This window comes from Streptomyces sp. 3211.6 (assembly GCF_003634815.1).
Classification (GTDB): Bacteria; Actinomycetota; Actinomycetes; order Streptomycetales; family Streptomycetaceae; genus Streptomyces; species Streptomyces katrae_A.
The window spans coordinates 5,986,804-6,010,379 of sequence record NZ_RBXC01000001.1 but is presented as its reverse complement, the minus strand read 5'-3'; the positions used below and the strand labels follow the sequence as shown (position 1 = coordinate 6,010,379).

General features: G+C 73.9%; 26 protein-coding genes. 12 read left to right on the top strand and 14 right to left on the bottom strand.

What is annotated here, in order from left to right:
• Positions 1-7: 7 nt before the first annotated feature.
• Positions 8-940 carry a LysR family transcriptional regulator gene (locus BX286_RS27740; protein WP_079430242.1) on the bottom strand — a complete coding sequence of 311 codons (933 nt, stop codon included), beginning with the start codon at positions 938-940 and terminating at the stop codon, positions 8-10.
• 111 nt (positions 941-1,051) lie between these two features.
• Here BX286_RS27740 and BX286_RS27735 point away from each other — a divergent pair, with 111 nt between their 5' ends.
• A complete protein-coding gene (locus BX286_RS27735; protein ID WP_079430241.1) occupies positions 1,052-1,801 on the top strand; it encodes an SDR family NAD(P)-dependent oxidoreductase in 750 nt (249 codons plus the stop codon).
• Positions 1,802-1,848: 47 nt separating this feature from the next.
• Positions 1,849-2,055: a 4-oxalocrotonate tautomerase family protein gene (locus BX286_RS27730; RefSeq protein WP_100862668.1), complete on the top strand. Its 207-nt coding sequence runs from the start codon at positions 1,849-1,851 to the stop codon at positions 2,053-2,055.
• A gap of 17 nt (positions 2,056-2,072) precedes the next feature.
• On the opposite strand, the gene BX286_RS27725 is transcribed toward BX286_RS27730, so the two are convergent.
• Positions 2,073-2,486, bottom strand: coding sequence for a RidA family protein (locus BX286_RS27725; protein WP_079430239.1), 414 nt, complete (start codon positions 2,484-2,486; stop codon positions 2,073-2,075).
• Positions 2,483-3,607: an acyl-CoA dehydrogenase family protein gene (locus tag BX286_RS27720; protein WP_100862669.1), complete on the bottom strand. Its 1,125-nt coding sequence runs from the start codon at positions 3,605-3,607 to the stop codon at positions 2,483-2,485. The genes BX286_RS27725 and BX286_RS27720 overlap by 4 nt, the downstream gene beginning before the upstream one ends.
• A gap of 133 nt (positions 3,608-3,740) precedes the next feature.
• Here BX286_RS27720 and BX286_RS27715 point away from each other — a divergent pair, with 133 nt between their 5' ends.
• The 3 genes from BX286_RS27715 to BX286_RS27700 all read left to right on the top strand — a co-directional run bounded on the left by BX286_RS27715 (position 3,741) and on the right by BX286_RS27700 (position 7,334).
• Positions 3,741-5,360, top strand: coding sequence for an AMP-binding protein (locus BX286_RS27715; protein ID WP_121016605.1), 1,620 nt, complete (start codon positions 3,741-3,743; stop codon positions 5,358-5,360).
• A gap of 4 nt (positions 5,361-5,364) precedes the next feature.
• The gene (locus BX286_RS27710) at positions 5,365-6,168 is read left to right on the top strand and encodes a PaaX family transcriptional regulator C-terminal domain-containing protein (protein ID WP_079430236.1); all 804 of its coding nucleotides are present in this window, start codon (positions 5,365-5,367) and stop codon (positions 6,166-6,168) included.
• A 326-nt stretch (positions 6,169-6,494) separates the two neighbouring features.
• A complete protein-coding gene (locus BX286_RS27700; protein WP_100862671.1) occupies positions 6,495-7,334 on the top strand; it encodes a GNAT family N-acetyltransferase in 840 nt (279 codons plus the stop codon).
• 27 nt (positions 7,335-7,361) lie between these two features.
• On the opposite strand, the gene BX286_RS27695 is transcribed toward BX286_RS27700, so the two are convergent.
• Together BX286_RS27695 and BX286_RS27690 are read right to left on the bottom strand one after the other, a co-directional pair.
• On the bottom strand, positions 7,362-9,653 hold the full coding sequence (locus tag BX286_RS27695; protein WP_121016602.1) for a bifunctional salicylyl-CoA 5-hydroxylase/oxidoreductase: 2,292 nt from the start codon (positions 9,651-9,653) through the stop codon (positions 7,362-7,364).
• A gap of 4 nt (positions 9,654-9,657) precedes the next feature.
• Entirely contained in the window at positions 9,658-10,485 is an 828-nt protein-coding gene (locus BX286_RS27690; protein ID WP_079430233.1) for an enoyl-CoA hydratase family protein, read from the bottom strand.
• 225 nt (positions 10,486-10,710) lie between these two features.
• On the opposite strand from BX286_RS27690, the gene BX286_RS27685 reads away from it, so the two are divergent.
• The 3 genes from BX286_RS27685 (at position 10,711) to BX286_RS27675 (ending at position 12,485) form a co-directional block, all read left to right on the top strand.
• Positions 10,711-11,130, top strand: coding sequence for an ATP-binding protein (locus tag BX286_RS27685; protein ID WP_121016600.1), 420 nt, complete (start codon positions 10,711-10,713; stop codon positions 11,128-11,130).
• Positions 11,131-11,229: 99 nt separating this feature from the next.
• Positions 11,230-12,138, top strand: a complete 909-nt coding sequence (locus BX286_RS27680; protein ID WP_398897937.1) for an IS5 family transposase — start codon at positions 11,230-11,232, stop codon at positions 12,136-12,138.
• 71 nt (positions 12,139-12,209) lie between these two features.
• Entirely contained in the window at positions 12,210-12,485 is a 276-nt protein-coding gene (locus BX286_RS27675) for a hypothetical protein (RefSeq protein WP_121014619.1), read from the top strand.
• Between the two features lie 62 nt (positions 12,486-12,547).
• Here BX286_RS27675 and argF read toward each other — a convergent pair whose 3' ends face one another.
• The 5 genes from argF to BX286_RS27650 all read right to left on the bottom strand — a co-directional run bounded on the left by argF (position 12,548) and on the right by BX286_RS27650 (position 17,541).
• Positions 12,548-13,552: an ornithine carbamoyltransferase gene (gene argF, locus BX286_RS27670; RefSeq protein WP_079430231.1), complete on the bottom strand. Its 1,005-nt coding sequence runs from the start codon at positions 13,550-13,552 to the stop codon at positions 12,548-12,550.
• Positions 13,553-13,683: 131 nt separating this feature from the next.
• On the bottom strand, positions 13,684-14,910 hold the full coding sequence (locus BX286_RS27665) for an arginine deiminase (protein ID WP_079430230.1): 1,227 nt from the start codon (positions 14,908-14,910) through the stop codon (positions 13,684-13,686).
• 54 nt (positions 14,911-14,964) lie between these two features.
• On the bottom strand, positions 14,965-15,462 hold the full coding sequence (locus tag BX286_RS27660; RefSeq protein WP_261993521.1) for a hypothetical protein: 498 nt from the start codon (positions 15,460-15,462) through the stop codon (positions 14,965-14,967).
• Between the two features lie 191 nt (positions 15,463-15,653).
• Positions 15,654-16,571: a homocysteine S-methyltransferase gene (gene mmuM / locus BX286_RS27655; protein ID WP_079430228.1), complete on the bottom strand. Its 918-nt coding sequence runs from the start codon at positions 16,569-16,571 to the stop codon at positions 15,654-15,656.
• A 46-nt stretch (positions 16,572-16,617) separates the two neighbouring features.
• Complete coding sequence (locus tag BX286_RS27650; protein ID WP_079430227.1) at positions 16,618-17,541, bottom strand: LLM class F420-dependent oxidoreductase; 924 nt, start codon at positions 17,539-17,541, stop codon at positions 16,618-16,620.
• 204 nt (positions 17,542-17,745) lie between these two features.
• Here BX286_RS27650 and BX286_RS27645 point away from each other — a divergent pair, with 204 nt between their 5' ends.
• Positions 17,746-18,015: a hypothetical protein gene (locus BX286_RS27645; RefSeq protein ID WP_100862675.1), complete on the top strand. Its 270-nt coding sequence runs from the start codon at positions 17,746-17,748 to the stop codon at positions 18,013-18,015.
• Positions 18,016-18,154: 139 nt separating this feature from the next.
• Here the strand turns inward: BX286_RS27645 and BX286_RS27640 are convergent, their stop codons facing one another.
• From BX286_RS27640 to BX286_RS27625, 4 genes are all read right to left on the bottom strand, one after another.
• A complete protein-coding gene (locus BX286_RS27640; protein WP_079430226.1) occupies positions 18,155-18,643 on the bottom strand; it encodes a DUF6099 family protein in 489 nt (162 codons plus the stop codon).
• Between the two features lie 122 nt (positions 18,644-18,765).
• The gene (locus tag BX286_RS27635; protein WP_237293133.1) at positions 18,766-19,161 is read right to left on the bottom strand and encodes a nucleotide pyrophosphohydrolase; all 396 of its coding nucleotides are present in this window, start codon (positions 19,159-19,161) and stop codon (positions 18,766-18,768) included.
• Positions 19,158-20,468: a biotin transporter BioY gene (locus BX286_RS27630; RefSeq protein ID WP_079430225.1), complete on the bottom strand. Its 1,311-nt coding sequence runs from the start codon at positions 20,466-20,468 to the stop codon at positions 19,158-19,160. The genes BX286_RS27635 and BX286_RS27630 overlap by 4 nt, the downstream gene beginning before the upstream one ends.
• A 66-nt stretch (positions 20,469-20,534) precedes the next feature.
• Positions 20,535-20,930: a cell division protein SepF gene (locus BX286_RS27625; protein ID WP_079430224.1), complete on the bottom strand. Its 396-nt coding sequence runs from the start codon at positions 20,928-20,930 to the stop codon at positions 20,535-20,537.
• Positions 20,931-21,028: 98 nt separating this feature from the next.
• On the opposite strand from BX286_RS27625, the gene BX286_RS27620 reads away from it, so the two are divergent.
• The 3 genes from BX286_RS27620 (at position 21,029) to BX286_RS27610 (ending at position 23,528) form a co-directional block, all read left to right on the top strand.
• The gene (locus tag BX286_RS27620; RefSeq protein ID WP_121016597.1) at positions 21,029-21,697 is read left to right on the top strand and encodes a TetR/AcrR family transcriptional regulator; all 669 of its coding nucleotides are present in this window, start codon (positions 21,029-21,031) and stop codon (positions 21,695-21,697) included.
• Positions 21,698-21,743: 46 nt separating this feature from the next.
• On the top strand, positions 21,744-22,484 hold the full coding sequence (locus BX286_RS27615; protein ID WP_079430222.1) for a DUF2470 domain-containing protein: 741 nt from the start codon (positions 21,744-21,746) through the stop codon (positions 22,482-22,484).
• Between the two features lie 123 nt (positions 22,485-22,607).
• Positions 22,608-23,528, top strand: a complete 921-nt coding sequence (locus BX286_RS27610; protein WP_079430221.1) for an NADP-dependent oxidoreductase — start codon at positions 22,608-22,610, stop codon at positions 23,526-23,528.
• Positions 23,529-23,576 lie beyond the last annotated feature (48 nt).

The following is a 23,576-nucleotide window of genomic DNA, read 5'->3' as shown; positions in this document are numbered from 1 at the left end:
ACGCCCGCTAAGCCGTCGCGGAGGAGGTGGCCCCGAGCGTCGCGGGGGCCGTGAGCCGGGTGACGAGCTCCTCCACGAACGCCTCGAGGTGGGGCGGATGCGGGCCGGGGCGGGTGGCGCAGAACCAGGTCCGGGTCAGCGGCTGCGCCCCGATGCGGACCAGCGCGAGCCCGTGCGAGGCGACGTACGGGGCCACCACCCAGTTCGGCAGCACCGTCACCCCCTGGCCGCCCGCCACCATCTCGACCACCAGGTCGGTCACCACGGGCATCGTGGTGATCCGGCCGGGCCGGGCCCCGGCGGGGAGCGGCAGCGGCATCGAGGGGATGCGCTTCTGGTCGTAGAAGTCGTAGAGGACCAGGTCGACGCCGTCGAAGTCACGGGCGGTCAGGTGCGCGCGGGAGGCCCACGGGTGTCCGGCGGGCACCACCGCCACCATCTCGTCCTCGAAGAGCCGGGTCAGGGTGACCCGGTCCATCTGCAGGTCCGGCTTGGTGACCAGCGCGACGTCCACCTGGTCGGCGAGCAGGGCCGGGATCGGGGCGTCGTCGGGCACGGCCGCGATCCGCACGTCGATGTCCGGCTCGCGTTCGCGGAAGGCGCGCAGTACGGGCGGCAGCCACGGGAAGGTGGTGCTGCACTGGGCGGTGAAGCGCACCCGCCGGTCGCGGCCGTCGCGCATCTCCCGCAGGTCGCGGGTGGCCGACTCCAGTTCGCCCAGGATGTGGTGGGCCGCGACGAGCATCCGGCGGCCCGCCGCATTGGGCACCAGGCGGCGGCCCTGCCGGTCGAAGAGCCGCATCCCGAGACGGCCCTCCAGGCGGGTCAGCCGCTGGCTGAGGGCGGGCTGGCTGACGTAGAGCCGCTCGGCGGCGGCGGTCAGGGAGCCCGCGGCGGCGGTGGCTTCCAGGAGCTCCAGGTCACGCAGGTCCACATCCATAACGCCGGATTATTACATGCTCCAATATCCGTCGTGGTGTTATGAGTTGAGGGCTCATACGTTTCTGGTGTCGCCCAGACGAACCGATCCGCCCCGAAAGGCACCCGGAACATGACCGACACCACCGCCCCCCGTACCACCGCCCTGATCACCGGCGCCTCCAGCGGCATCGGCCTGGACATCGCCCGCGCCTTCCTGGCCGACGGCGCCAACGTCGTCCTCAACGGCCGGGACGCCGACCGCCTCGCCAAGGCGGCCGCCGGCCTCGGTCATCCCGAGCGCACCGCCCGGGTCGCGGGCGCCATCGCCGCGCCGGAGACGGGCGAGTCCCTGGTCCGCACGGCGCTGGAGCGCTTCGGCCGCATCGACGTACTGGTCAACAACGCCGGCACCTTCGCCCCCAAGCCCTTCACCGAGGTCACCGAGGACGAACTCGACGGCTTCCTGACCGGCAACCTCAAGGGCACCTACCTCACCACCCAGGCCGTCGTACGGGCGCTGCGCGCCCAGGGCCGGGGCGGCAGCATCGTCAACATCGGCACCACCCTGGTGGACCACGCCATCGCCGGCTTCCCGGCCTCCGCCCCGGTGGTCAGCAAGGCCGGGGTGCACGCGCTGACGACGAGCCTGGCCGCCGAGCTCGCGGCCGACGGCATCCGGGTCAACCTGGTGTCGCCCGGCATCATCCGCACCCCGCTGCACGCGGGTTCCGACGTGGACTCCTACGGCGGGCTCGCCCTGCTGGACCGGGTCGGCGAGGTCTCCGAGATCTCTGAGGCGGTGCTGTACCTGGCGGGCGCCACGTTCGTCACCGGCCACGCCCTGCGGGTGGACGGCGGCCACGTCACCGGCCGCCCCTGACCGCCGCCCCAACCCCCGCATCCCCACTTCCGGAAGGAACTTCCGCCATGCCGTACGTCAACGTCAAGATCACCCGTGAAGGCGCCACCGCCGCCCAGAAGGCCGAGATCATCGCCGGCGTCACCGACCTGCTGGTCAAGGTCCTCGACAAGGACCCCGCCACCACCTTCGTCCTGATCGACGAAGTCGCCCTGGAGGACTGGGGCGTGGGCGGGGTCCCGACCGAGGAGTACCGCCGCCGGACCCGCGCCTAGGCACGGGACCGCACGGCCTACGGGAGCACCGCGATCCCGTCCAGTTCCACCAGGGCCTCGGTGTCCCAGAGGCGGACCACCCCGACCACCGCCATCGCCGGGTAGTCGCGGCCCGCGAGCCGGCGCCAGATCCGGCCCAGTTCGGGGGCGTGCGCGCGGTAGTCCTCCACGTCCACCGCGTACACCGTCACCCGGGCCAGGTCCGAGGCGGCGCCGCCCGCCGCCGCGAGGGCCGTCAGCAGATTGGCCAGGGCGCGCTCGAACTGCTGCGGCAGGGTGTCACCCACCACCTTGCCGGAGCCGTCGAGGGCGGTCTGGCCGGCCAGGAACACCAGCCGGCCCCCGGTGGCGGCGACGGCGTGGGAGAAGCCCGTCGCCGGGGAGAGCTCCTCCGGGTTGATCCGGTCCGGACCGGGACGGTCGGGGCTCATCGGGCCGCCACCCTCCGGTAGAGCTCCTTGGCGATGATGCCGCGCTGCACCTCGCTGGCCCCCTCGTAGATCCTGGGCGCCCGCACCTCCCGGTACAGGTGCTCCAGCAGATGGCCCCGCCGCAGGGCGACCGCCCCGTGCAGCTGGACGGCGTGGTCGACCACGTACTGGGCGGTCTCCGTCGCGAGGAGCTTGGCCATCGCCGCCCGCCCCGGCACGTCCGGCGCGCCGTCGTCGTAGGCGCCGGCCGCCGCGTACACGAGCAGCCGGGCGGCCTCCGTACGGGTGGCCATCTCCGCCACCCGGTGCCCGACCGCCTGGAGGTCGGCCAGTACCCCGCCAAAGGCCGTGCGGCCGGCGGTGTGGGACAGCGTGGCGTCCAGCGCGGCCCGCGCCATGCCCACCGCGAAGGCCCCCACGCTCGGCCGGAACAGGTTCAGGGTCTCCATCGCCACCCGGAACCCCTGCCCCGGCTCACCCAGGACGTCCTCCCGGCCCACGGGCACCCCGTCGAAGGCCAGGGAGCCGATCGGGTGCGGCGAGAGCATGTCAAGGCCCTCGCCCGTCAGCCCGGGCCGGTCGGCCGGGACCAGGAAGGCGGTGATGCCCTTGGCGCCCGGCGCGTCCCCCGTCCGGGCGAAGACGGTGTAGAAATCGGCCTCGGGGGCGTTGGAGATCCAGCACTTGGCCCCCTCCAGCCTCCAGCCGGCCCCGTCCGGGGCGGCCGCCAGGGCCAGGGCCGCCGCGTCGGATCCGGCGCCCGGCTCGCTCAGCGCGAACGCCGCCACCAGCCGCCCCGCCCGGACCCCCGGCAGCCACCGCTCCCGCTGGACGGCACTGCCCGAGCGCAGCACCGGATGGCCCCCGAGGCCCTGGAGGGCCAGGGCCGTCTCCGCCTCGGTGCACCCGTAGGCAAGCGACTCCCGCAGCAGGCACAGATCCAGCGCGCCGGAGGAGAAGACCCGCTCCAGCAGACCCAGTTCCCCCAGCTCCGCCAGCAGCGGCCGGTTCACCCGGCCGGGCTCGCCCTTCTCTGCGAGCGGTCTGAGCCGCCGCTCCGCGAGGGCGCGCAACTGCCCGCACCATTGCTCTTGTTCCACTCCGAGCGCGAATCCGGCCATCCGAAGGCCCCCAAGTCCCGTCGTGTTCCTCTATCGCGTCCTGTTGACTGCCGTCACCATCACGATACGCTCTGGACAGATCAGCACGGCCGGCTCCACCCCAATCCGGACGTCGCAAGGGGGCGAACCCGCCTTGGAGCTCAAGCCTTCCGCCCACACCGACACCTTCGCGCGTGACAACCTGCCGCCCGCCCACGCCTGGCCGCAGCTCCTCTTCGAGCTGCCCGAACTGGCCTATCCGGACCGGCTCAACTGCGGCGCCGAACTGCTCGACGCCACCATCGGCCGGTTCGGGGCGGACCGGCCCGCCTTCCGCAGCGGCTCGGGCGAGGTGTGGTCCTACAGAGAGCTCCGCGCACGCGTGGACCGCCTCGCCCACGCCCTCACCGCCGACCTCGGCGTGGTCCCCGGCAACCGGGTGCTGCTGCGCGGGCCCACCGGGCCCTGGCTCGCCGCCTGCTGGCTGGCCGTGATGAAGGCGGGCGCGGTGGCCGTCACCGTACTGGCCCAGCAGCGCGCCCAGGAACTGGCGACGGTGTGTGCCATGGCCCGGGTCCGGCACGCCGTCTGCCACACCGACGCCCTCGACGACCTGGCCAGGGCAGCGGTGCCGGGGCTGCGGATCACCCCCTACGGCGGGGACTCCCCCGACGACCTCCTGCGGCTGGCCGAGTCCCACTCCGCCCCCTACCCCGCCGTCGAGACCTCCGCCGACGACGTGGCCCTCATCGCCTTCACCTCCGGGACCACGGGCCGTCCCAAGGGCTGCATGCACTTCCACCGCGACCTCCTCGCCGTCGCCGACACCTTCTCCCGTACCGTCCTCAGACCCCGCCCCGACGACGTCTTCGCCGGCAGTCCGCCCCTCGGCTTCACCTTCGGCCTCGGCGGACTGGTCGTCTTCCCACTGCGGGCCGGGGCCTGCGCCCTGCTGCTGGAGGAGGCCGCACCCCGCCGCCTGCTGCCCGCCCTCGCCGAGCACCGGGTCAGCGTCCTGTTCACGGCCCCCACCGCCTACCGCTCGATGCTGGACACCCTGGGCCCCTACGACACCGGCGCCTACGACCTGTCCGCGCTGCGCCGCTGCGTCTCCGCCGGCGAGAACCTGCCCGCCGCCACCTGGCAGGCCTGGTACGAGCGCACCGGTTTGCGGATCATCAACGGCATCGGGGCCACCGAGCTGCTGCACATCTTCATCTCCGCCGCCGACGAGGACATCCGCCCCGGCACCACCGGCCGTGCCGTCCCCGGCTGGCAGGCCCGCGTGGTGGACCCCTCCGGCCGGCCCGTGCCCGACAACGAGCCCGGGCTGCTGGCCGTCCGCGGACCGGTCGGGTGCCGCTATCTGGCCGACCCCCGCCAGGGTGATTACGTCCGCGACGGCTGGAACCTGACCGGCGACACCTACGTCCGCGACCCCGACGGCTACTTCCGCTACGTCGCCCGCGCCGACGACATGATCATCTCCTCGGGCTACAACATCGCGGGCCCGGAGGTGGAGGAGGCGCTGCTGCGCCATCCCGACGTGGCAGAGGCCGCGGTCGTGGGCCGGCCCGACGAACGGCGCGGGCAGATCGTGGTGGCCTACACCGTGCCGCGCGAGGGGGCCGTGCTCACGGAGGAGGAGCTGCGGACCTTCATGAAGGGGGAGCTGGCCCCCCACAAATGCCCGCGGTCCTTCGTCTTCCTGCCCGCACTGCCGCGTACACCCACCGGCAAGCTCCAACGGTTCCGGCTGCGCGATCTAGAGTGAACCCGTGGTCGAGCAACACACTCCGCGATCCCTGATCGTCACCTTCTTCGGCGCCTACGGGCGGTCCTTCGAGGGCGCCGTCCCGGTGTCCGCGCTGGTCCGCCTGCTGGGCGCGGCCGGGGTGGACGCGCCCTCCGTCCGCTCCTCGGTGTCCCGGCTCAAGCGGCGGGGCTTCCTGGTGCCCGCGAAGGCCGCGGACGGCTCGGCCGGCTACGAGCCCTCCGAGGAGGCCCGGCTGCTGCTGGAGGACGGCGACCGGCGGATCTACGGATCCGTCCCGGTCTCGCCGGAGTGGCTGGTCGCCGTCTTCTCCGTCCCGGAGCAGGAGCGGCACAAGCGGCACCTGCTGCGCTCGCGCCTGGCCCGGCTGGGCTTCGGGGCGGTGGCCCCGGGGGTGTGGATCGCACCGGCCCAGCTCGCCGAGGAGACCGGACACACCTTGGAGCGGTTGCACCTGACCGCGTACGTGGAGCTCTTCCGCGGCGCCCACCTCGGTTTCGCCCCGACGGCCGAGGCGGTGGCCCGCTGGTGGGACCTGGCCTCCCTGGCCAAGCAGCACGAGGAGTTCCTGGACCTGCACGAACCCGTCCTGCGGGCCCTGCAGTCGGGCCCCGAGCCCACCCCCGAGGCCGCCTACCGGGCCTACCTGCCCGCCCTGGACACCTGGCGGCGGCTGCCCTACGCGGACCCGGGGCTGCCGCGGGAGCTGCTTCCGGCCGACTGGCCGGGCGACCGGGCCGCGGCGGTCTTCACCGAACTGCACGCCCGGCTGCGCGACACCGGCGCCCGCTTCGTACAGCCCTCGTAGCCGGACCCCGCCCGCCGGCCGGCCGGGCACGGGTACGGATGCGGGCGCGGGCGCGGGTCGCGATGCGGGTACGGGTGCCGGTGCGGTGACTGCGTGGGCGCTCATGGTTCCTCCTCGTCCGACGGCCCGCCACGGCGGCGGAGCCGGTGTCCTGCTCGCACTCCCAAGATCCCAGCGGCCCGCCCCCCGTTCCTCCCCCGCACGGGGGGATCGCCTCCCCCGCCCGGGGGAGCGCACCCGCCACTCCGCACGCCCCGGAAACCCACCCCGCGGCGGCCGCGGGAAAACCCGGTGCGGGCCTGCCGACCGGCCCGCCACGATGGGGCATGACCTGGACCTTCAGCACCGATCTGGCGGCCTACCTGGCCGCCGCGCGCCCTGCCGTGGCAGCACACCCCGTCGTCAACACCACCATGCTGAGCGCCATCGACGCCCTGGAGCGGCGCGGCCCGCAGGCCTACGGCGACGCCGAACCCGTCTTCGGCTGGTGGACCGGAACCGACGGGACCGTCGAAGGAGCCGTCCTCCACACACCGCCGTTCCCGCTGCTGCTCGGCGTCCTGCCCGCGGAGGCGGTCCGCGCCCTGGGCGGCGCGCTCTCCGCCGATCCCCTGCTCTCCCGCGTCACGAACTTCAACGCCCGCCGCGCCGACGCGCAGGCCCTGGCGGAGGCATGGGGCACGCCGACCCGCGTCGCCGAGGAGCTGCGCCTGTACCGGCTGGGCGCCCTGACGGCCCCCGACCCGGCCCCCCGGGGCCGGGCCCGCCGCGCCACCGAGGCCGACCTGCCGCTGCTGGCACGGTGGACCGCGGAGTTCGGCCAGGAGTGCGGCATCCCCGTCACCCCCTCCGAGGCCTCCCTGCGCGACCGGATCTCGTACGGCGGATTCCTCATCTGGGAGCACGAAGGCAGGCCGGTGTCCCTGGCCGCGTTCTTCCGCCCGATCGGCTCCGCCTCCCGCATCGGCCCCGTCTACACGCCGCCCGCCGAGCGGCGCCGCGGCTACGCCGCCGGGGTGACGCACGCGGCGAGCCGGGCGGCGCAGGCGGCCGGGGCCACCGAGGTCCTGCTCTTCACCGACCTCGCCAACCCCACCAGCAACAGCGTCTACCAGCGCCTCGGCTTCACCCCCGTCGAGGACCGCGTCGAGCGGGTCCGCACCTGAGGCGGCTCCGTACGGCGCCGCGCCACCTCATCCCTTGCCGGTCGGAGGCTTGCGGCTGCCCGCCCGGTACGGGGCGGGCCAGGGCGCGCCCGGGCCGGCGTACTCCTGGTCGGCGGCGGCGTGCAGGGTCCAGTGCGGGTCGTACAGGTGCGGGCGGCCCAGGGCGCACAGGTCGGCGCGGCCGGCCAGCAGCAGGGAGTTGACGTCGTCCCAGGAGGAGATCGCGCCGACGGCGATGACGGGGATCCCCAGCGCGTTGCGGATCCGGTCGGCGTACGGGGTCTGGTAGGAGCGACCGTACTCGGGAGCCTCGTCCGCGACCACCTGTCCGGTGGACACGTCGACGGCGTCGGCGCCGTGCGCGGCGAACGCGGCCGCGATCCGCTCCGCCTCCTCGGGCGTGGTGCCGCCGGGCGCCCAGTCGGTCGCCGACAGCCGGACGGTCATCGGGCGGTCCGCGGGCCAGACCTCGCGGACGGTGTCGAAGACCTCCAGGGGGAAGCGCAGCCGGTTCTCCAGGGAACCCCCGTAGGCGTCGTCGCGTTGGTTGGTGAGGGGGGAGAGGAAGCCGGACAGCAGGTAGCCGTGGGCGCAGTGCAGTTCCAGCAGGTCGAAGCCGCAGTCGGCGGCCCGTGCGGCGGCCGCCGCGAACTCGGCGCGGACGGCGGCGAGCCCGGCGGCGTCCAGGGCGCGGGGGACGGCGGAGACGCCGGGCCTGTAGGGCAGTGGGGAGGCGGCCACCAGGGGCCAGTTGCCCTCCGGGAGCGGTTCGTCCATGCCCTCCCACATGAGCCGGGTCGAGCCCTTGCGGCCGGAGTGGCCGAGCTGGACGCCGAGGGCGGTGCCGGGCGCCGAGGCGTGGACGAAGTCGGCGATCCGTTTCCAGGCGGCGGCCTGCTCCGCCGTCCACAGCCCCGCGCAGCCGGGGGTGATCCGGCCTTCGGCGCTGACGCAGACCATCTCCGTCATGACCAGCCCGGCCCCGCCCAGGGCCCGCCCGCCCAGGTGCACCAGGTGGAAGTCGCCGGGCACCCCGTCCTCGGCGGAGTACATGTCCATCGGCGAGACGACGACCCGGTTGCGCAGGGTCAGCCCGCGCAGGGTGAACGGGGTGAACATGGGCGGGGTCACCGGCCCGTCGTGCCCCTCCTGCGGGCAGCCGAAGTCGGCCTCGACCGCGCGGGTGAAGCGGGGGTCGCGCAGCCGCAGGTTCTCGTGCGTGACCCGGCGGCTGCGGGTGAGCAGATTGAAGGCGAACTGCCGGGCGGGCTGGCCGACGTAGCCGCCGATCTCCTCGAACCAGCGCATGCTGGCGGCGGCGGCCCGCTGGGTGCTGGCCACGGCGGGCCTGCGTTCGGCCTCGTAGGCGGCCAGGGCGTCGGGGACCTCGGGGTGCGCGGCGACGGCCTCGGCGAGCGCGAGGGCGTCCTCGACGGCGAGTTTGGTTCCGGAGCCGATGGAGAAGTGGGCCGTGTGGGCGGCGTCGCCGAGGAGGACCACGTTGCCGTGCGACCAGCGTTCGTTGACGACGGTGTGGAACCGGGTCCACGCGGAGCGGTTCCCGCGCAGCGGCCTGCCCCGCAGTGCCTCGGCGAAGATCTTGGCGCAGCGGGCGGCGGACTCCTCCTCGTCGCACAGGTCGAGGCCGGCGGCCCGCCAGACCTCCTCGCGCATCTCGACGATGGCGGTGGAGGAGTCGGTGGAGTAGGGGTAGGCGTGCAGCTGCATGATGCCGTGCTCGGTCTCCGCGATCTCGAAGCGGAAGGCGTCGAAGGCGAAGTCGGCGGCGAGCCAGACGTAACGGCAGCGGCCGCGGGTGACGGTGGGCCGGAAGTGCTCGGCGCCGCTCTCGCGGGTGGCGCTGTGCACCCCGTCGGCCGCGACCACCAGGTCGTAGGCGCCGGCGAGGGCCCAGGCGTCGGGGGCCGCGGCGCGGAAGCGGAGCCGCACGCCGAGGGCTTCGCAGCGGGCGTGCAGGATCTCCAGGAGGCGGCGCCGGCCGAGGGCGGCGAAGCCGTGGCCGCCGGAGGTCAGCAGCCGGCCGCGGTGGACGACGTCCACGTCGTCCCAGCGGACGAACTCGGCGGCGAGGGCGGCGTGGACGGTCGTGTCGGCGCGTTCGATGCCGCCGAGGGTCTCGTCGGAGAGGACGACGCCGAAGCCGAAGGTGTCGTCGGGGGCGCCGCGCTCCCACAGGTCGACGGCGTGCCCCTGGCGGGCCAGGAGCGCGGCGGCGTAGAGCCCGCCCGGCCCCCCGCCGATGACGGCCACCCGTTTGGCGGGCGGGGCGGACCCGGGCGCGGGAACGGACGGGGACACGGCGCTACCTGCCCTTCCACTGCGGCGGCCGCTTCCCGGTGAAGGCGGCGTGGAACTCGGCGTAGTCCTGGCCGTGCATCAGCAGGGCCTGGGTGCTGGCGTCCAGCTCCACGGAGGCGGCCAGCGGCATGTCCAGTTCGGCGGTGAGCAGGGCCTTGGTCTGGGCGTGGGCGAGGGCGGGTCCGCAGGCGAGGCGGGCGGCGAGTTCCGCGGCGCGGGCGTCGGCCTTGCCCTCGTCCACGAGCTCGCTGAGCAGGCCGATGCGTTCGGCCTCGGGGGCCCGTACGGGCTCTCCGAGCATCAGGATCCGGGTGGCGTGGCCGAGGCCGACGACCCTGGGCAGCAGGTAGGCGGCGCCCATGTCGCCGCCGGAGAGGCCGACGCGGGTGAAGAGGAAGGCGAAGCGGGCGGTGGGGTCGGCGATGCGGAAGTCGGCGGCGAGGGCGAGGACGGCTCCGGCTCCCGCGGCCACGCCGTGGACGGCGGCGATCACCGGGAAGGGGCATTCGCGGACGGCGCGGACCACCTGGCCGGTCATCCGGTTGAAGTCGAGGAGTTGGGAGGTGTCCATGGCGAGGGTGGCGCCGATGATCTCGTCCACGTCCCCACCGGAGCAGAAGCCGCGGCCCTCTCCGGCCAGGACGAGGGCGCGCACGGAGCGGGTGCGGGAGAGTTCGGCGAGCAGATCGCGCAGGTCGGCGTAGGCGCCGAAGGTGAGCGCGTTCAGCTTCTCGGGGCGGTCGAGGGTGACGGTGGCGATGCCGTCCTGCCGGGTCACCCGCAGGTGGCGCCACCGTTCGGTCGCTGGTGTGGAACCGGTGAAGGGGCTCACGCGTACGACGCTATCACCGACTTGTGACTGCCGTCACGGAAACGCGACAGATGGGTGACGGCGGCCCGGTCCGAGCCGAAGGTCCCGCCGCACCGCGGGCGTGGGTCCGCCTTCACGCCGGGGTGCCCTACGAGGCGCGCACGGCGCTCCGTATCGTTGAAGTTGAATCCGGGAGTTTCTCTCTCCCCGCCCCCACCCAGACGGAACGGAACGGACGGACCGGCCATGCCCGACGCCTCCGCCTGGCGGCTCGCCCTGCCGCACACGGCCGCCGCCGTACCCATGGCCCGCGCCCTGGTCCGTACCGCCCTGACGGAAACGGAACCGTCCGCCGACCGCGCCACCGCCGAGCTGCTGACCGCCGAGCTGGTGGCCAACGCCGTGGAGCACACCACCGCGGGGGCGCCGATCGAGCTGGTCGTGGAGATGCTGGCGGACGGCTGCCAGGTGGAGGTCCACGACGGCGATCCCAGGCCGCCGCGCGACCTGGTGACCCGCCCGCACGAGGGTCACCCGGACCCCTGGCAGGAGCACGGCCGCGGACTGCTGCTGCTCCGGGCCCTGAGCTCGGCCTGCGGCCACCGCCCCACCGAGCACGGCAAGGCCGTCTGGTTCACCCTGCCGGCCCGCGCGACGAGCGCCTGAGCGCCGCAGGACCGCCCGGCAGGGCCCGTATGACTATGCGGCCGACTATGCGGCTGAGGATGCGGGCCGCCCGCGCGGCGGCTAGGCCGTGTTTTAGAAATGGGCTTGTCGCTCGCCCTGCGCCGTGATGATCGTGGTGTGGGGCGAGGGGATCTTTCTGATGGTCAGTGGGCCGTGCTGGAACCACTGCTGCCGGTCGCGGTGTTGGGGCGGCCGCCGTTGGGCCGGCGGAGGCTGATCGACGGGATTCGGTGGCGGGTGCGGACTGGTGCTCCGTGGAGGGATCTCCCGTCGGAGTACGGGCCGTGGCAGACGGTCTATGGGCTCTTCCGCCGCTGGCAGCGTGACGGCACCTGGCCTGCACTGCTGACCAGGCTGCAAGCCCGCGCGGATGAGGCAGGGCTGATCACGTGGGAGGTCAACGTCGACTCCACGATCTGCCGGGCCCATCAGCACGCCGCGGGTGCCCGCCGCGACGGACAGGCCCAGAAGGAACCGCCCGGCGGGACCCGCGCCGAGCCGGAAGACCACGGACTGGGTCGGTCCCGGGGCGGTTTCACCACGAAGATCCATCTAGCCTGCGAGCAAGGTCAACGGCCGCTGTCGTTGCTGGTCACCGCAGGTCAGCGTGGTGACAGCCCTCAGTTCGCCGCCGTGCTGGAAGGCATCCGGGTTCCCCGCACCGGACCGGGCCGTCCTCGTGTCCGCCCGCTGCGGGTGCGGGGCGACAAGGCGTATTCCTCCCGCGCCAACCGGGCCTACCTGCGAAAACGGGGAATCCGCTGTACCATCCCAGAGCCCGCCGACCAGGTCGCGAACCGCAAGCGGCGGGGGAAGGCCGGCGGGCGGCCTCCGGCCTTCGACCGTGAGGACTACAAGGCTCGGCACGCGGTCGAGTGTGGGATCAATCGGCTCAAGCGCAACCGGGCGGTGGCCACCCGGTTCGACAAGCTCGCGGTCCGCTTCGAGGCAACCGTCCTGATCGCCGCCATCGGTGAATGGCTGTGACTGGCCTGGGCCGTCGGTCCGCATGCCATGCTGACCGCGGCCAGGGCGAACAACGCGAGGGAGAAGCAGCGATGGGGGCCCAGTACTACGGCGCCGACAGCGAGAACGGCGACCGCATCGACGACCCCTCTGAGGACGCGCTGTTCATGATGGTCAGCGACCTCAACGACTCCGACAACACCTTCGTGGTCGTCCAGCCCGACGAGGACGACCCCGTCTGGTTCGCCTCCGTGGCCGTCCTGGACGAAGGCGGCTACGAGTTCGTCCGCCGCGATACCACCCGCAACGAGCACGAGGTCACCACAGCGACCAGCATCAACGACATCGCCCGCGACCTCACCGTCTGAATGGCCGCCCGCGACTTCCCCGGACGGCCAACCAGGCAGGTCGGCGAGTTCTAAAACACGGCCTAGGGCTTCGCCATCGTCGCGACGAGCACGGCCTTGATGGTGTGCAGCCGGTTCTCCGCCTCGTCGAAGACGACGGAGTGCGCCGACTCGAACACCTCGTCCGAGACCTCCAGCCACTCCAGCCCGTGCCGCTCGTGGACCTCCCGGGCCACCTTGGTGCCGAGGTCGTGGTAGGCGGGCAGGCAGTGCAGGAACCGCACGTCCTGGTTGCCGGTCGCGCGCAGCACGTCCATGGTGACGGCGTACGGCGCCAGGGCCGCGATCCGCTCGTCCCAGACCTCCTTCGGCTCGCCCATCGAGACCCACACGTCCGTGGCCACGAAGTCGGCCTGCGCCACGCCCTCCGCGACCTCCTCGGTCAAGGTGATCCGCGCCCCGCTGGACACGGCCAGCTCGCGGGCCCGCGCCACGACGGCCTCGGCCGGCCAGTACTCCTTCGGCGCCACGATCCGCACGTCCATGCCCAGCAGCGCGCCGGTCACCAGGTAGGAGTTGCCCATGTTGAAACGGGCGTCGCCGAGGTAGGCGAAGGCGATACGTTCCAGCGGCTTGGCGCAGTGTTCGGTCATGGTCAGCACGTCGGCCAGCATCTGGGTGGGGTGCCAGTCGTCGGTGAGGCCGTTGAAGACGGGCACGCCGGAGCAGGCGGCGAGCTCCTCGACCGCCTCCTGGCTGTCGCCCCGGTACTCGATGCCGTCGAACATCCGGCCGAGCACCCGCGCCGTGTCCCGGACGGTCTCCTTGTGGCCGATCTGGGAGCCGGAGGGGTCGAGGTAGGTGGTGTGGGCGCCCTGGTCGGCGGCGGCGACCTCGAAGGCGCAGCGGGTGCGGGTGGAGGTCTTCTCGAAGATCAGCGCGATGTTCCTGCCCTGGAGGCGGCGCTCCTCGACGCCCGCCTTCTTGGCCGCCTTGAGTTCGGCGGCGAGTTCGACCAGGCCGCGGAACTCGGCGGCGGTGAAGTCGAGCTCCTTGAGGAAACTGCGACCGAAGAGGTCGGTGGCCATCGGGACTCCAGGGGGACGCTGACAGGGGATTGCGGAAGTATATACGACCCCTTGTATTGATATGCAGTCTGGTGGATCACACGTGCGGCAACCGCACCTGTGATCACCAGCCCGTCCCCCTCAGCCTGCGCTCAGCCGGCGTCCCGTTCCACCGGGCAGCTCATGCACCGCGGCCCGCCGCGGCCCCGCCCCAGCTCGCTGCCGGGGATCTCGATCACCTCGATGCCCTCCTTGCGCAGGTGCGTGTTGGTCGTGACGTTCCGCTCGTAGGCGACGACCACCCCGGGCTCCACCGCCAGCACGTTGCACCCGTCGTCCCACTGCTCGCGCTCGGCCGAGTGCACGTCCTGCCCCGCGGTCAGCACCCGCACCTTGTCCAGGCCCAGCGCGGCCGCGATCGCCCGGTGCATGTGCTCCGGCGGGTGGTCGCTCACCTGGAGCTCGCTCGCCCCCTGCCCCGGCCGGATCGTGTAGGAGCGCAGCATGCCGAGCCCCGCGTACTGGGTGAACGTTTCCTCGTCGACCATCGTCATCACCGTGTCCAGGTGCATGAACGCCCGCCGCTTGGGCATGTCGAGCGCCACGATGGCCGAGGCCGACCCCGCCGCGAACAGGCCGCGGGCGAGCATCTCCACCGCCTGCGGGGTGGTCCGCTCGCTCATCCCGATCAGCACGGCGCCGTTGCCGATGACGAGGACGTCCCCGCCCTCGATGGTCGAGGGGTAGTCCGGCTGGCCCTGCGACCAGTAGTGGAAGGGGCCCGAACCGGTGAAGAGCGGGTGGTACCGGTAGATCGCCTCGAAGTGCACGGTCTCGCGCTGCCGGGCCGGCCAGCGCATGGCGTTGATGGACACCCCGTCGTAGATCCAGGCGGAGGTGTCCCGGGTGAAGAGGTGGTTGGGCAGCGGCCCCAGCAGGAAGCCGTCCATCTCCAGCGCGTGGAAGCGCACCGACACCGGCTCGCTGTGCCGCTCCAGGAACTCCCGTTTCGTCATGCCGCCGACCAGCGCCTCGGCGAGCTCGGCCGAGGTCATGCCGTCGAAGACCGAGCGCAGGTGGTCGGTGGCGAGGGGCCCGTACTCCTTCTCGTCGAAGACCCGGTCCAGGACGAGGTGGCGCGCCTCGGTGATGTCGAGGGCCTCGCGGAGCAGGTCGCCGAAGAGGTGGACGGCGACGCCCCGGTCGCGCAGCACGTCGGCGAAGCCGTCGTGCTCCTGGCGGGCCCGGCGCACCCACAGCACGTCGTCGAAGAGCAGGGCGTCCTTGTTGCTGGGTGTGAGGCGCTTCAGCTCCAGGTCGGGGCGGTGGAGGATGACGCGGCGAAGCCGCCCGGTCTCGGAGTCGACATGGAATCCCATGCCGTAGACGTACCCAGACCGGACGGCTTTCCGACCCCGCGTCAGGTGTGCGGCTCAGTGCAGGCCGAGGAGCGCCGAGGGGTTGCCGATGAGCTCCGGGGCGACCAGGCCCAGTTTGGGGGCGGTCAGGTTCGGGATCCCCCGGTTGCCGGCGTCGGGCATGGTCAGCGGGGCGCCGAAGACCGCGCCGGGCGTCCGGGTGAGCAGGGTGGTCGCCGGCGACTCCAGGGAGCCCTCGCCATCCGTCTCCTTGGAGCCCAGCAGGTTGGGCACCGGGGAGACGACCTTGGTCAGCCCGAGGTCGGTGGCCACCGGGACCGCCGGGAGCAGCGGGCTGGGGAGCAGGTCGCCCTTGTGGAGGACGGGCGCCTCGGGGGCGCCGACGACCGGCATCGGGACGGCGGCGCCCACCTGTGGCGTGGGCACGCCCAGCGTGGTCTCCACGGCGTCCAGCGGGACACCCACCGGCACCGAGTCGGCCACGGCCGGGGAGGCCGCGGCGGCCGCGGCCATACAGGTCATGAGCGCCGCAATGCTTCCGCGCGCGGTCATCTTCATAGGTGACGTTCCGTCCTTCCAGGGTCGCGGACATTCCGCTGCCCTGGGTGAACGATCCCGCCGCCGGTTTCCCCGGCCTTCTCGGCGAAAGTTCCCCCATACGACCTAATTCGAGGCCGTACGGGGGCCGCCGCTTTACGCGGTCCTCTCGCCTCGCGGCCGGGGGCCGGCCGGCGGGCGGGGGCTCACAGCCGGGGGTCGACCGGCTCCGACTCCAGAGCGACCTCCGGCGGCAGGGGCCCGAGGGCGGCGCGGAGTCCCGCGATCCAGGGCGGGCCGACCCGGCAGCAGCCGCCGAGGAGCCGGGCGCCGGCCGCCCGCCAGGCGGTGGCGGGCCAGGGGGCGGGGTGCGCGGGGGCGTGCCAGGTGCGGGTGCCGGCGTCCCAGACGGAGCCGTCGTTGGGGTACGCCAGCAGCGGCTTGGCCGTGACGGACGCGGCCGCCTCCAGCGCGGGCAGCACGTCCGCCGGGTCACAGCAGTTGACGCCGACCGCGATCACCTCGGGGGCGCCGGCGGCCAGGGCGAAGGCCTCCGCCAGGGGCTGCCCGGCCCGGGTGCGGCCGCCCGCGACGGTGTAGCTGAGCCAGGCCCGCGCCCCCGTGCCGGCCAGGACCCGCAGCAAGGCCTGCGCCTCGTCGGAGTCCGGGACGGTCTCCAGCGCCAGGACGTCCGGCCCGGCCGCGAGCAGCGCTTCGATCCGGGGGCGGTGGAAGGCGGCCAGCGCGTCCCGGCTCAGCCCGTACCGGCCGCGGTACTCGGAGCCGTCCGCCAGGACCGCCCCGTACGGCCCCACCGAGGCGGCCACCCACACCTCGTGCCCGGCGGCCCGCGCCGCGGCGTCGGCCACCCGGACGGAGCGCTCCAGCAGGCCGGGGTCGTGGCCGATCTGGTAGCTCGCGGTGATCAGCACCTCGGCGCCGGCCCGGACGTAGGCCGCGTGGGCGGCCTCCACCTGCTCCGGGCGCTCGTCCAGCACCCGGCCGGTCCAGAGGGAGCCGGACAGGTCGCAGCCCTGGTCGGCGAGCTGGTTGCTCAGCCCGCCGTCCAGGAGTACGGGCCTGCGGGCCAGGGCTTCGGCCAGCGGGCCGGTGGCGCGGGGCACGGGGCGTTCCTCCGTCCTGTGGTGCGGTCCGGTCGGGTCGGGCGGCTCAGCCGAGCTGGGACATGACCTGGCCGGAGATCAGCTCCAGGTGGTCCAGGTCGTCGAGGTCGAGGACCTGGAGGTAGACGCGGGAGGAGCCGATGGCCGCGTACGTGCCGAGCTTCTCGACGACCTCGGCCGGGGAGCCGGCCAGGCCGTTGGCCTTCAGCTCGTCGACCTCGCGGCCGATGGCGGCGGCCCGCCGGGCGACCTCGGCGTCGTCCTTGCCCACGCACACCACCAGGGCGTTCGAGTAGACGATCTCTTCCGCCTTGCGCCCGGCCTCGGCGGCGGCCTCACGGACCCGCGCGAACTGCCGGCGGCTGTCCTCGACCGAGGCGAACGGCATGTTGAACTCGTCCGCGTACCGGGCCGCGAGGCGCGGGGTGCGCCGTGCCCCGTGCCCGCCGACGAGGACGGGGACCTTGGCCTGGGCCGGCTTGGGCAGGGCCGGGGAGTTCTCCACCTGGTAGTAGGTGCCCCGGAAGTCGAAGGCCGCGCCGGGCTCGGTGGCCCACAGACCGGTGACGATGGCCAGCTGCTCCTCCAGCCGGGCCATCCGCTCCGCCGGGAAGGGGATCCCGTACGCCTTGTGCTCCTCCTCGAACCAGCCCGCACCCAGGCCGAGTTCCACGCGGCCGCCGGACATCCGGTCGACCTGCGCCACCTGGATCGCGAGGACGCCGGGCAGCCGGAAGGTGCCGGCCGTCATCAGCGTGCCCAGCCGGATCCGCTTGGTCTCGCGGGCCAGGCCCGCGAGGGTGATCCAGGCGTCGGTGGGCCCGGGCAGCCCGTCGACCGACCCCATCCGCAGATAGTGGTCGGAGCGGAAGAACGCGTCGAACCCGAGTTCCTCGGTGGCCTTGGCAACGGTCAGGAGGGTGTCGTAGTCGGCGCCCTGCTGTGGCTCGGTGAAAATGCGAAGATCCATGGCTCCATCCTGCCCCTCCCGCTCCCCTGCCGGGTGAATCTGCGTCAACCGGGAGGCGCGCGCCCCGCCGCCTCAGTGACCAGCGCCGATGGGGCTCGTTGGCTCGGACGGGGCCGGACCGCCCGGCCCGCGCGCCGGCGGCCTCCCGCCGGTACGACCACCGCCCCCTTCCGCACCGGAAGGGCCAGGGCCGAGGAGGCCGCCATGTCCCACCAGTCCGTGCCCGAGTACCCCGGACAGACCGGACAGGCAGCACACGACCACGCACACCAGGAGCCGGCGGTGCCCGCCCAGGACGGCGCGCCGAAGGGCCTGCTGCAGCAGATGGAGGAGCTGATGGCGGCGCTCAACGCCGACCTGTCCCAGCTCGACGCCGACCTCCAGAACTCCGCGGACCGCACTCTGCCCGCCGAGCCGGTCACCCCGGGCAGCCGCGCCCACGAGAGCGAGGGCCGCTCCGACCGGTCCTTCTGACCGGCCGGGGGTCCCGTCGCGCGCGGCGGGACCCCTCCGCCGCACACGCCGCCACACACGCCATCGCCCACGCCACCGCGCACGCCCCGGCGCTCCCCGGACCCCGGGCCGCACCTCCGGGCCCCGCCGCACGCCCCCCTCACAGCACGCCCGAGGCCGACCCCCGTTCCCTGACGGTCATCCTGCGCAGCAGGGCCCGCACCCGGTCGCTCGACTCGTCCGCCGCGTCGATCGACTCTATGCACTGCCAGTACAGGCCCTCCTCGTCCGTCGCACAGGCCACTCCGACGAGCGCTATCCCGACCTCGCCGAGCAGCGCCTGGAGTCCCAGCAGCGCCTGCCGTACATCGGCCACCCCCGTCAGCTGCGCCGCCCGCGGCGGCTGGTCGAGCGCGGCTCCCTCGCCCTCGCCCAGGGCCGAGCGGTCTATGGCCCCGCAGCCTCTGCCTCCGGCTTCCCCCAGTCCCCTTGCCTCCGCTCTGAGCTCCGGCGGCCCCGCGACCGCCAGCCAGCTCCCCACCCCCTGGGCGAGCGCCTGGGCCTGCCAGGCCTCGCCCACGATGTCCCACGCGGCCGCGCTCCTTGCCAGCGCGTGCCGGCCGGCCGCGATGAGCCGTACCGCATCCATATGCCGTCCCCCGTCCGCACGACATCCCGCCAATCTCCACTACCCAGAGTGAAGGCAACGAGCCAGTAAAGCCAGGGGTATTCGGAAATCTGTGGACACAATCAAGGTTGTGGACGACGCCATCACTCCGAAGAGTGACAATCTGGTGTCGATGTCCCGCTCACCGGGAAACGGCGTTCGTTCCGTTCGATCTTCGCGGCGAGCGCATCCAGCACATCCACCCCAAGGACCTCACAGAACTGCAGCAGATACGCCAGCACGTCGGCCACCTCGTCGGTCACCCGGTGTGCGGATTCGGGCTTTTCCATGATCGCCGCTGACTGTTCCGGTGTCAGCCACTGGAAGATCTCGACCAGTTCGGAGGCCTCCACGCTCAGCGCGACGGCCAGGTTCTTGGGCGTGTGGTACGGGGCCCAGTCCCGGGCGGCCGCGAACTCGGCCAGCCGTCGCTGGAGTCGGTACAGCCGTTCGCCTCGCGGTGGCGGCTCCGGCCCGTCGCCCGTGGGTGCAGCACTCATGGGGACAGGTCTACCACTGAGACGCCGGGGAGCTCCCGGGCGGTTCCCGCGGTGTCCTCGCCGACCGCCGCCACCAGCCGGATGTGACCGCGCTCCCCGGAGAGCAGGGCCAGGCGCAGCAGTTCGGCGGTCTGCCGCCGGTCCAGGCCCCGGTCGAGGCCGTCGGAGAGCACGGTCAGCGCCTGCCGGGCCGACAGGAGCTCGGCCGCCGGCTCCACGGCCAGCACCCCGGGGCCGGTGAGCAGGACGAGGGCGAGGGCCAGGAAGCGGAGTTCACCGTCGCCGAGCCGGGCGAACTCCGTGGCGGGGCGCCCGTCGCCGCGTTCCAGCACGGCCGCCACCAGCCCGCCGGCCCGCCCGGCACCGCCCGGGCCGAGGGCAGCCCCGACGCCGCCGGCTCCGGTCCCGACTCCGGCCCCCGCCCCGGCACCGGCACCGCCCGGGCCGTCCCCCCGTACCCCCAGCCCGGACACCGGACCCGCGCACCCCGTCCGCGCCGCCCCGGCCAGCAGGGCGTACCGGGTGCCGCATTCCTGGCGGGTCCGGCGCAGGACGTCGGCAAGGTTCCCGCAGTCTCCGCGCAGCCGACCCTCCCCGGGCGGCACGGCCGCCCGCATCCGGCCGGGCCGGGGGTCGCAGGGGAACACCGACCGCAGCGCCACCACCACCTGTTCGGCCGCGGCCAGCACCCGCCGCTGCCCGGCCGTGGCCCCGGCGACGCGCAGCGGCAGCAGGGCGGTGCCGAGCCGGTCGCCGGGGAGCGGAGCGCGGGTCATCCCGGCGGAGCCGCCGGTCAGCCAGGCGGCCTGGACGGAGGGCCGGCGCGGATCGCGCAGGGCGGTGGCGAGGAGCACGTCCCCGTCCTGGGAGAGCCGTTCACCGGCGATCCTCAGCGTGGGCTCCGCTTGTACGGCGAGGTCGAGGCGGACGGGGCCGGCCGGACCGTCGACGGTGCAGCCGATCCGGAAGCCGCGCCGCCCGCCGCCGTCGGGACGGGCCGCCTCCGGCACCCGGGCCACCGGGTCGGGGAAGGCCTCCTCCAGCGCGGCCCCGGAGGCGAGCCGGGACAGGGCCGCATAGGCGTCCAGCGCCTGGGACTTGCCGCTGCCGCTGGGCCCGGTGAACAGGGTCAGCGGGCCCAGGGGGAACACCGCGGCCCGGTGCCGCCCGAAGGCGGACAGCCGTAACTCGGTGACGGCGGGCCGCCGGTGCTCCACCGGCCGGGTCCCGGGGGCGGGGTGTTCGTCGACTGCAGCGGAGGGCGCGCCGGGAACCCGGGGCCCCGCCGCGCGCAAAGTGGCGTCCATGGCCGGACGGTACGGTCCGCGGGACCCGGGCCGGGTCCGGCGAACCGTTCCACCGCCGCGACCTTCCTACGATCGGGGGACGGCCGCGGCCGCGATCCCCTCGACCTCGGTCCCGACGGGCGCCAGCAGGAAGACGTTCCGGTCGACCCGGTGCATCCCGCTGCCCAGCCCGAAGACCACACCGCTGCTGAAGTCGAGGATCCGCTTGGCCACTTCGCTGTCCGCGCCGGTGAGGTCCAGCAGGACCGGGATCTGCGCGATCAGGTACTCCGCCACCTCCCGCGCGTCGGCGAAGATCTGGACCCGGATCACCACGAAGCGCCGCTGTTCCGCCTCGGACGCCCCGGGGCCCTTGGGGATCGTGCGGTGGTCCACCCGGGAGGGCCATTCGTTGCGACTGCGCAGCGGCACCACCTGCGCGAGTCCCTCCCACTGCTCGTCGGTGACGTCGTACCTGCTCACCGGGCCGCCTCGGCCGTGCGCTTCATGTGCATCCCCCCATCCTCTCGCGTTTCACCCGTTCGGCCCAACACCGACACGGAGCACGTAGGGTCGCCGCCATGACCAATGGCGACGAGGTCCGCACGTTACGCGACGTCGCGGGAGCCCGTCCCCTCCGGCATGCCGCGCCGGGGGCGGCCGGCGCGGGCGCCGGGCGGCCGCCGCGGCGCGAGGACGCGATCCGCAACCACGCCCAGATCCTCGCGGCCGCCGAGCAGTTGTTCACGGAGCGGGACCCGCGCAGTGTGACGATGGACCAGATAGCCAAGGCCGCCGGGGTGGGACGGGCGACCCTCTACCGCCGCTTCCCCGATCCGGCGGCCGTCGCCGCGGCCCTGCTCGACGAGCACGAGCGCATCCTGCAGGGCCGCCTCGCCTTCGGCCCGCCACCGCTGGGCCCGGGCGCGCCCCCGGCGCAGCGGCTGGCGGCCTTCTACAGCGCCGCCCTGGACCATCTGGAACGACATCTTCCGCTGACCCTGGGCATCCGGCCGGGCCCGGCCCGCTTCTCCGCGGGCGCCTACCGGCACTGGCGCGCGCACGTCCGGTCCCTGCTGGTGGAGGCGGGCGCCCCCGATCCCGACGTCAGCGTGGACGCGCTGCTGAGCCCGCTCGCCCCGGAGGTCTACCAGTTCCAGCGCCACACCCTCGGGTTCCCGCCCGAACGGATCACCGAGACCCTGGGGCGGCTGGCCCGCGGGGTACTCCCCGAACCAGGAGTAGGTTAGGTTAGGCATACCTAACCTGCTTTCGCTGGACGAGGGAGAGATCCGCATGCGCCTGCCCGGTGCCCCCGCCGCCACGCCCGACGCCGCCCGGCCCACCGACGCGGAGCGGGTCCGCTCCGTCCTGGCCGCCGCGCACTCCATGACGGTGGTCGTCGACGGCGTGCGCCACGAGGTCCGCCACCTCGACGACGGCGATCCCCTCGGCCGGCTCCACCTGCACCCGGCGCCACCCGCCGCCGGGCACCCCGCCTCCCTCCTCGGCGACGGCCGCCCCTCCATCCGGCTGGAGTTCACCGACATCGCCCCGACCCCGGTCCGCGACCGGGTGCGGGCCCGCGTCACGGTGCTGGGCCACCTGCTGAGCCCGTACGCCGGCGAGGAGGACGGGCCCGGGGCCACCACCTGCGTGGAATACGGCCAAGCGGTCCTGGAGACCGCGGAGGGGACCTCGTACCTCGGGCTGGAGGAGCTGGACGGCGCCTGGCCCGACCCGCTCGCCCCCTACGAGGCGGGCATGCTCACGCACCTCCTCGACGAGCACCCCGAACTGGTCACTCTGCTGCTGCGGCTGGTCCGGCCCCGCCCCACGGCCGCCGTCGTCCGCGCACTGCCGCTCGCCCTGGACCGGTACGGGATCACCCTGCGCCTGGAGGAACGCGCCGGGCACCGCGACGTACGGCTGCCCTTCCCCTCCCCGCTGGACGAGGTCGAGCAGTCGGGGGCACAGATCCAGGCCCTGCTCAGCGCGGCCCGGCGGCGCTCGCACCCCAACACCCTGCCCGCGTGAGCGCCCCAGGCGCCGGAGAAGCGCACGAGGACCGCCGGAGGCGCGCCGGAAGGCCGCTGAAGGACCGCCGGAGCCCGGGAACCGGGCGGAACACCTTCCCCCGCCCCCTTCGTTGCCCCCTACATGAAGGCAATCACCTACAGCAGCTACGGAACTCCCACCGCCCTGGAGCTCGTTGAAGTACCCGAGCCCAAGGTGGGTCCCGGCGAGGTGCTGATCCGGGTCAGAGCCGCCGGGGTCAACCCCGTGGACTGGAAGCTGGCCGCCGGCTTCCTCGGGCACGTCCTGGAGGTCCGCCACCCGGTGATCCCGGGGTGGGACGTGGCCGGCGTCGTCGAGGCGGTCGGCCCCGACACCGACGACTACGCCGTGGGCGACGAGGTCTACGGGTACGTCCGCAAGGAATGGGTCCAGCTGGGCACGTACGCGGAGCTGGTCTCGGCCCCGGTGCGCACCCTCGCCCGCAAGCCCGCGACGCTCTCCTTCGAGGAGGCCGCGGGTCTCCCCCTGGCCGGGCTCACCTCCTACCAGGCCGTCACCCGCGCCGGGGTCGGCCCCGGCCAGACCGTCGTCATCCACTCCGCCGCCGGCGGGGTCGGCTCGCTGGGCGTCCAGATCGCGGTCGCCCTCGGCGCCCGGGTCATCGGTACCGCCAGCGCCCGCAACCACGACTACCTGCGCTCGCTCGGCGCCGAACCCGTCCTCTACGGGGACGGGGTGGCCGAGCGGGTCGCCGCGCTGGCCCCCGAGGGCGTCGACGTCGGGCTCGACTTCTACGGCGAGGGCGGCGTCGAGCTGCTCCAGTCCATCGTCCGGCCGGGCGGCCCGGTGATCTCCGTCGCCGACAACGACGCGGGCGAGAAGGGGGCCAAGCACATCTGGGCGCGCTCCTCGGCCACCGACCTCACCCGCCTCGCCGAACTCGCCGACACCGGAAAGATCACCGTCAAGGTGGGGCACGTCCTGCCGCTGGCGGAGGCCGGCCGCGCCTGGGAGCTCAGCGCGGCCGGCCAGGCCCGCGGCAAGATCGTCCTCACGGTCTGAGCCTCCTCGTACCGGGGGAACGCCCCGGGGGCGGGTGGAGTTCCGCAT

What these genes read in the sequence shown, in the direction of transcription:
- BX286_RS27740 (WP_079430242.1), bottom strand. Translation starts at nt 940, where the DNA reads ATGGATGTGGACCTGCGTGACCTGGAGCTCCTGGAAGCCACCGCCGCC.
- BX286_RS27735 (WP_079430241.1), top strand. Translation starts at nt 1,052, where the DNA reads ATGACCGACACCACCGCCCCCCGTACCACCGCCCTGATCACCGGCGCC.
- BX286_RS27730 (WP_100862668.1), top strand. Translation starts at nt 1,849, where the DNA reads ATGCCGTACGTCAACGTCAAGATCACCCGTGAAGGCGCCACCGCCGCC.
- BX286_RS27725 (WP_079430239.1), bottom strand. Translation starts at nt 2,486, where the DNA reads ATGAGCCCCGACCGTCCCGGTCCGGACCGGATCAACCCGGAGGAGCTC.
- BX286_RS27720 (WP_100862669.1), bottom strand. Translation starts at nt 3,607, where the DNA reads ATGGCCGGATTCGCGCTCGGAGTGGAACAAGAGCAATGGTGCGGGCAG.
- BX286_RS27700 (WP_100862671.1), top strand. Translation starts at nt 6,495, where the DNA reads ATGACCTGGACCTTCAGCACCGATCTGGCGGCCTACCTGGCCGCCGCG.
- BX286_RS27685 (WP_121016600.1), top strand. Translation starts at nt 10,711, where the DNA reads ATGCCCGACGCCTCCGCCTGGCGGCTCGCCCTGCCGCACACGGCCGCC.
- BX286_RS27680 (WP_398897937.1), top strand. Translation starts at nt 11,230, where the DNA reads ATGGGCTTGTCGCTCGCCCTGCGCCGTGATGATCGTGGTGTGGGGCGA.
- BX286_RS27675 (WP_121014619.1), top strand. Translation starts at nt 12,210, where the DNA reads ATGGGGGCCCAGTACTACGGCGCCGACAGCGAGAACGGCGACCGCATC.
- argF (WP_079430231.1), bottom strand. Translation starts at nt 13,552, where the DNA reads ATGGCCACCGACCTCTTCGGTCGCAGTTTCCTCAAGGAGCTCGACTTC.
- BX286_RS27665 (WP_079430230.1), bottom strand. Translation starts at nt 14,910, where the DNA reads ATGGGATTCCATGTCGACTCCGAGACCGGGCGGCTTCGCCGCGTCATC.
- BX286_RS27660 (WP_261993521.1), bottom strand. Translation starts at nt 15,462, where the DNA reads ATGACCGCGCGCGGAAGCATTGCGGCGCTCATGACCTGTATGGCCGCG.
- BX286_RS27650 (WP_079430227.1), bottom strand. Translation starts at nt 17,541, where the DNA reads ATGGATCTTCGCATTTTCACCGAGCCACAGCAGGGCGCCGACTACGAC.
- BX286_RS27645 (WP_100862675.1), top strand. Translation starts at nt 17,746, where the DNA reads ATGTCCCACCAGTCCGTGCCCGAGTACCCCGGACAGACCGGACAGGCA.
- BX286_RS27640 (WP_079430226.1), bottom strand. Translation starts at nt 18,643, where the DNA reads ATGGATGCGGTACGGCTCATCGCGGCCGGCCGGCACGCGCTGGCAAGG.
- BX286_RS27635 (WP_237293133.1), bottom strand. Translation starts at nt 19,161, where the DNA reads ATGAGTGCTGCACCCACGGGCGACGGGCCGGAGCCGCCACCGCGAGGC.
- BX286_RS27630 (WP_079430225.1), bottom strand. Translation starts at nt 20,468, where the DNA reads ATGGACGCCACTTTGCGCGCGGCGGGGCCCCGGGTTCCCGGCGCGCCC.
- BX286_RS27620 (WP_121016597.1), top strand. Translation starts at nt 21,029, where the DNA reads ATGACCAATGGCGACGAGGTCCGCACGTTACGCGACGTCGCGGGAGCC.
- BX286_RS27615 (WP_079430222.1), top strand. Translation starts at nt 21,744, where the DNA reads ATGCGCCTGCCCGGTGCCCCCGCCGCCACGCCCGACGCCGCCCGGCCC.
- BX286_RS27610 (WP_079430221.1), top strand. Translation starts at nt 22,608, where the DNA reads ATGAAGGCAATCACCTACAGCAGCTACGGAACTCCCACCGCCCTGGAG.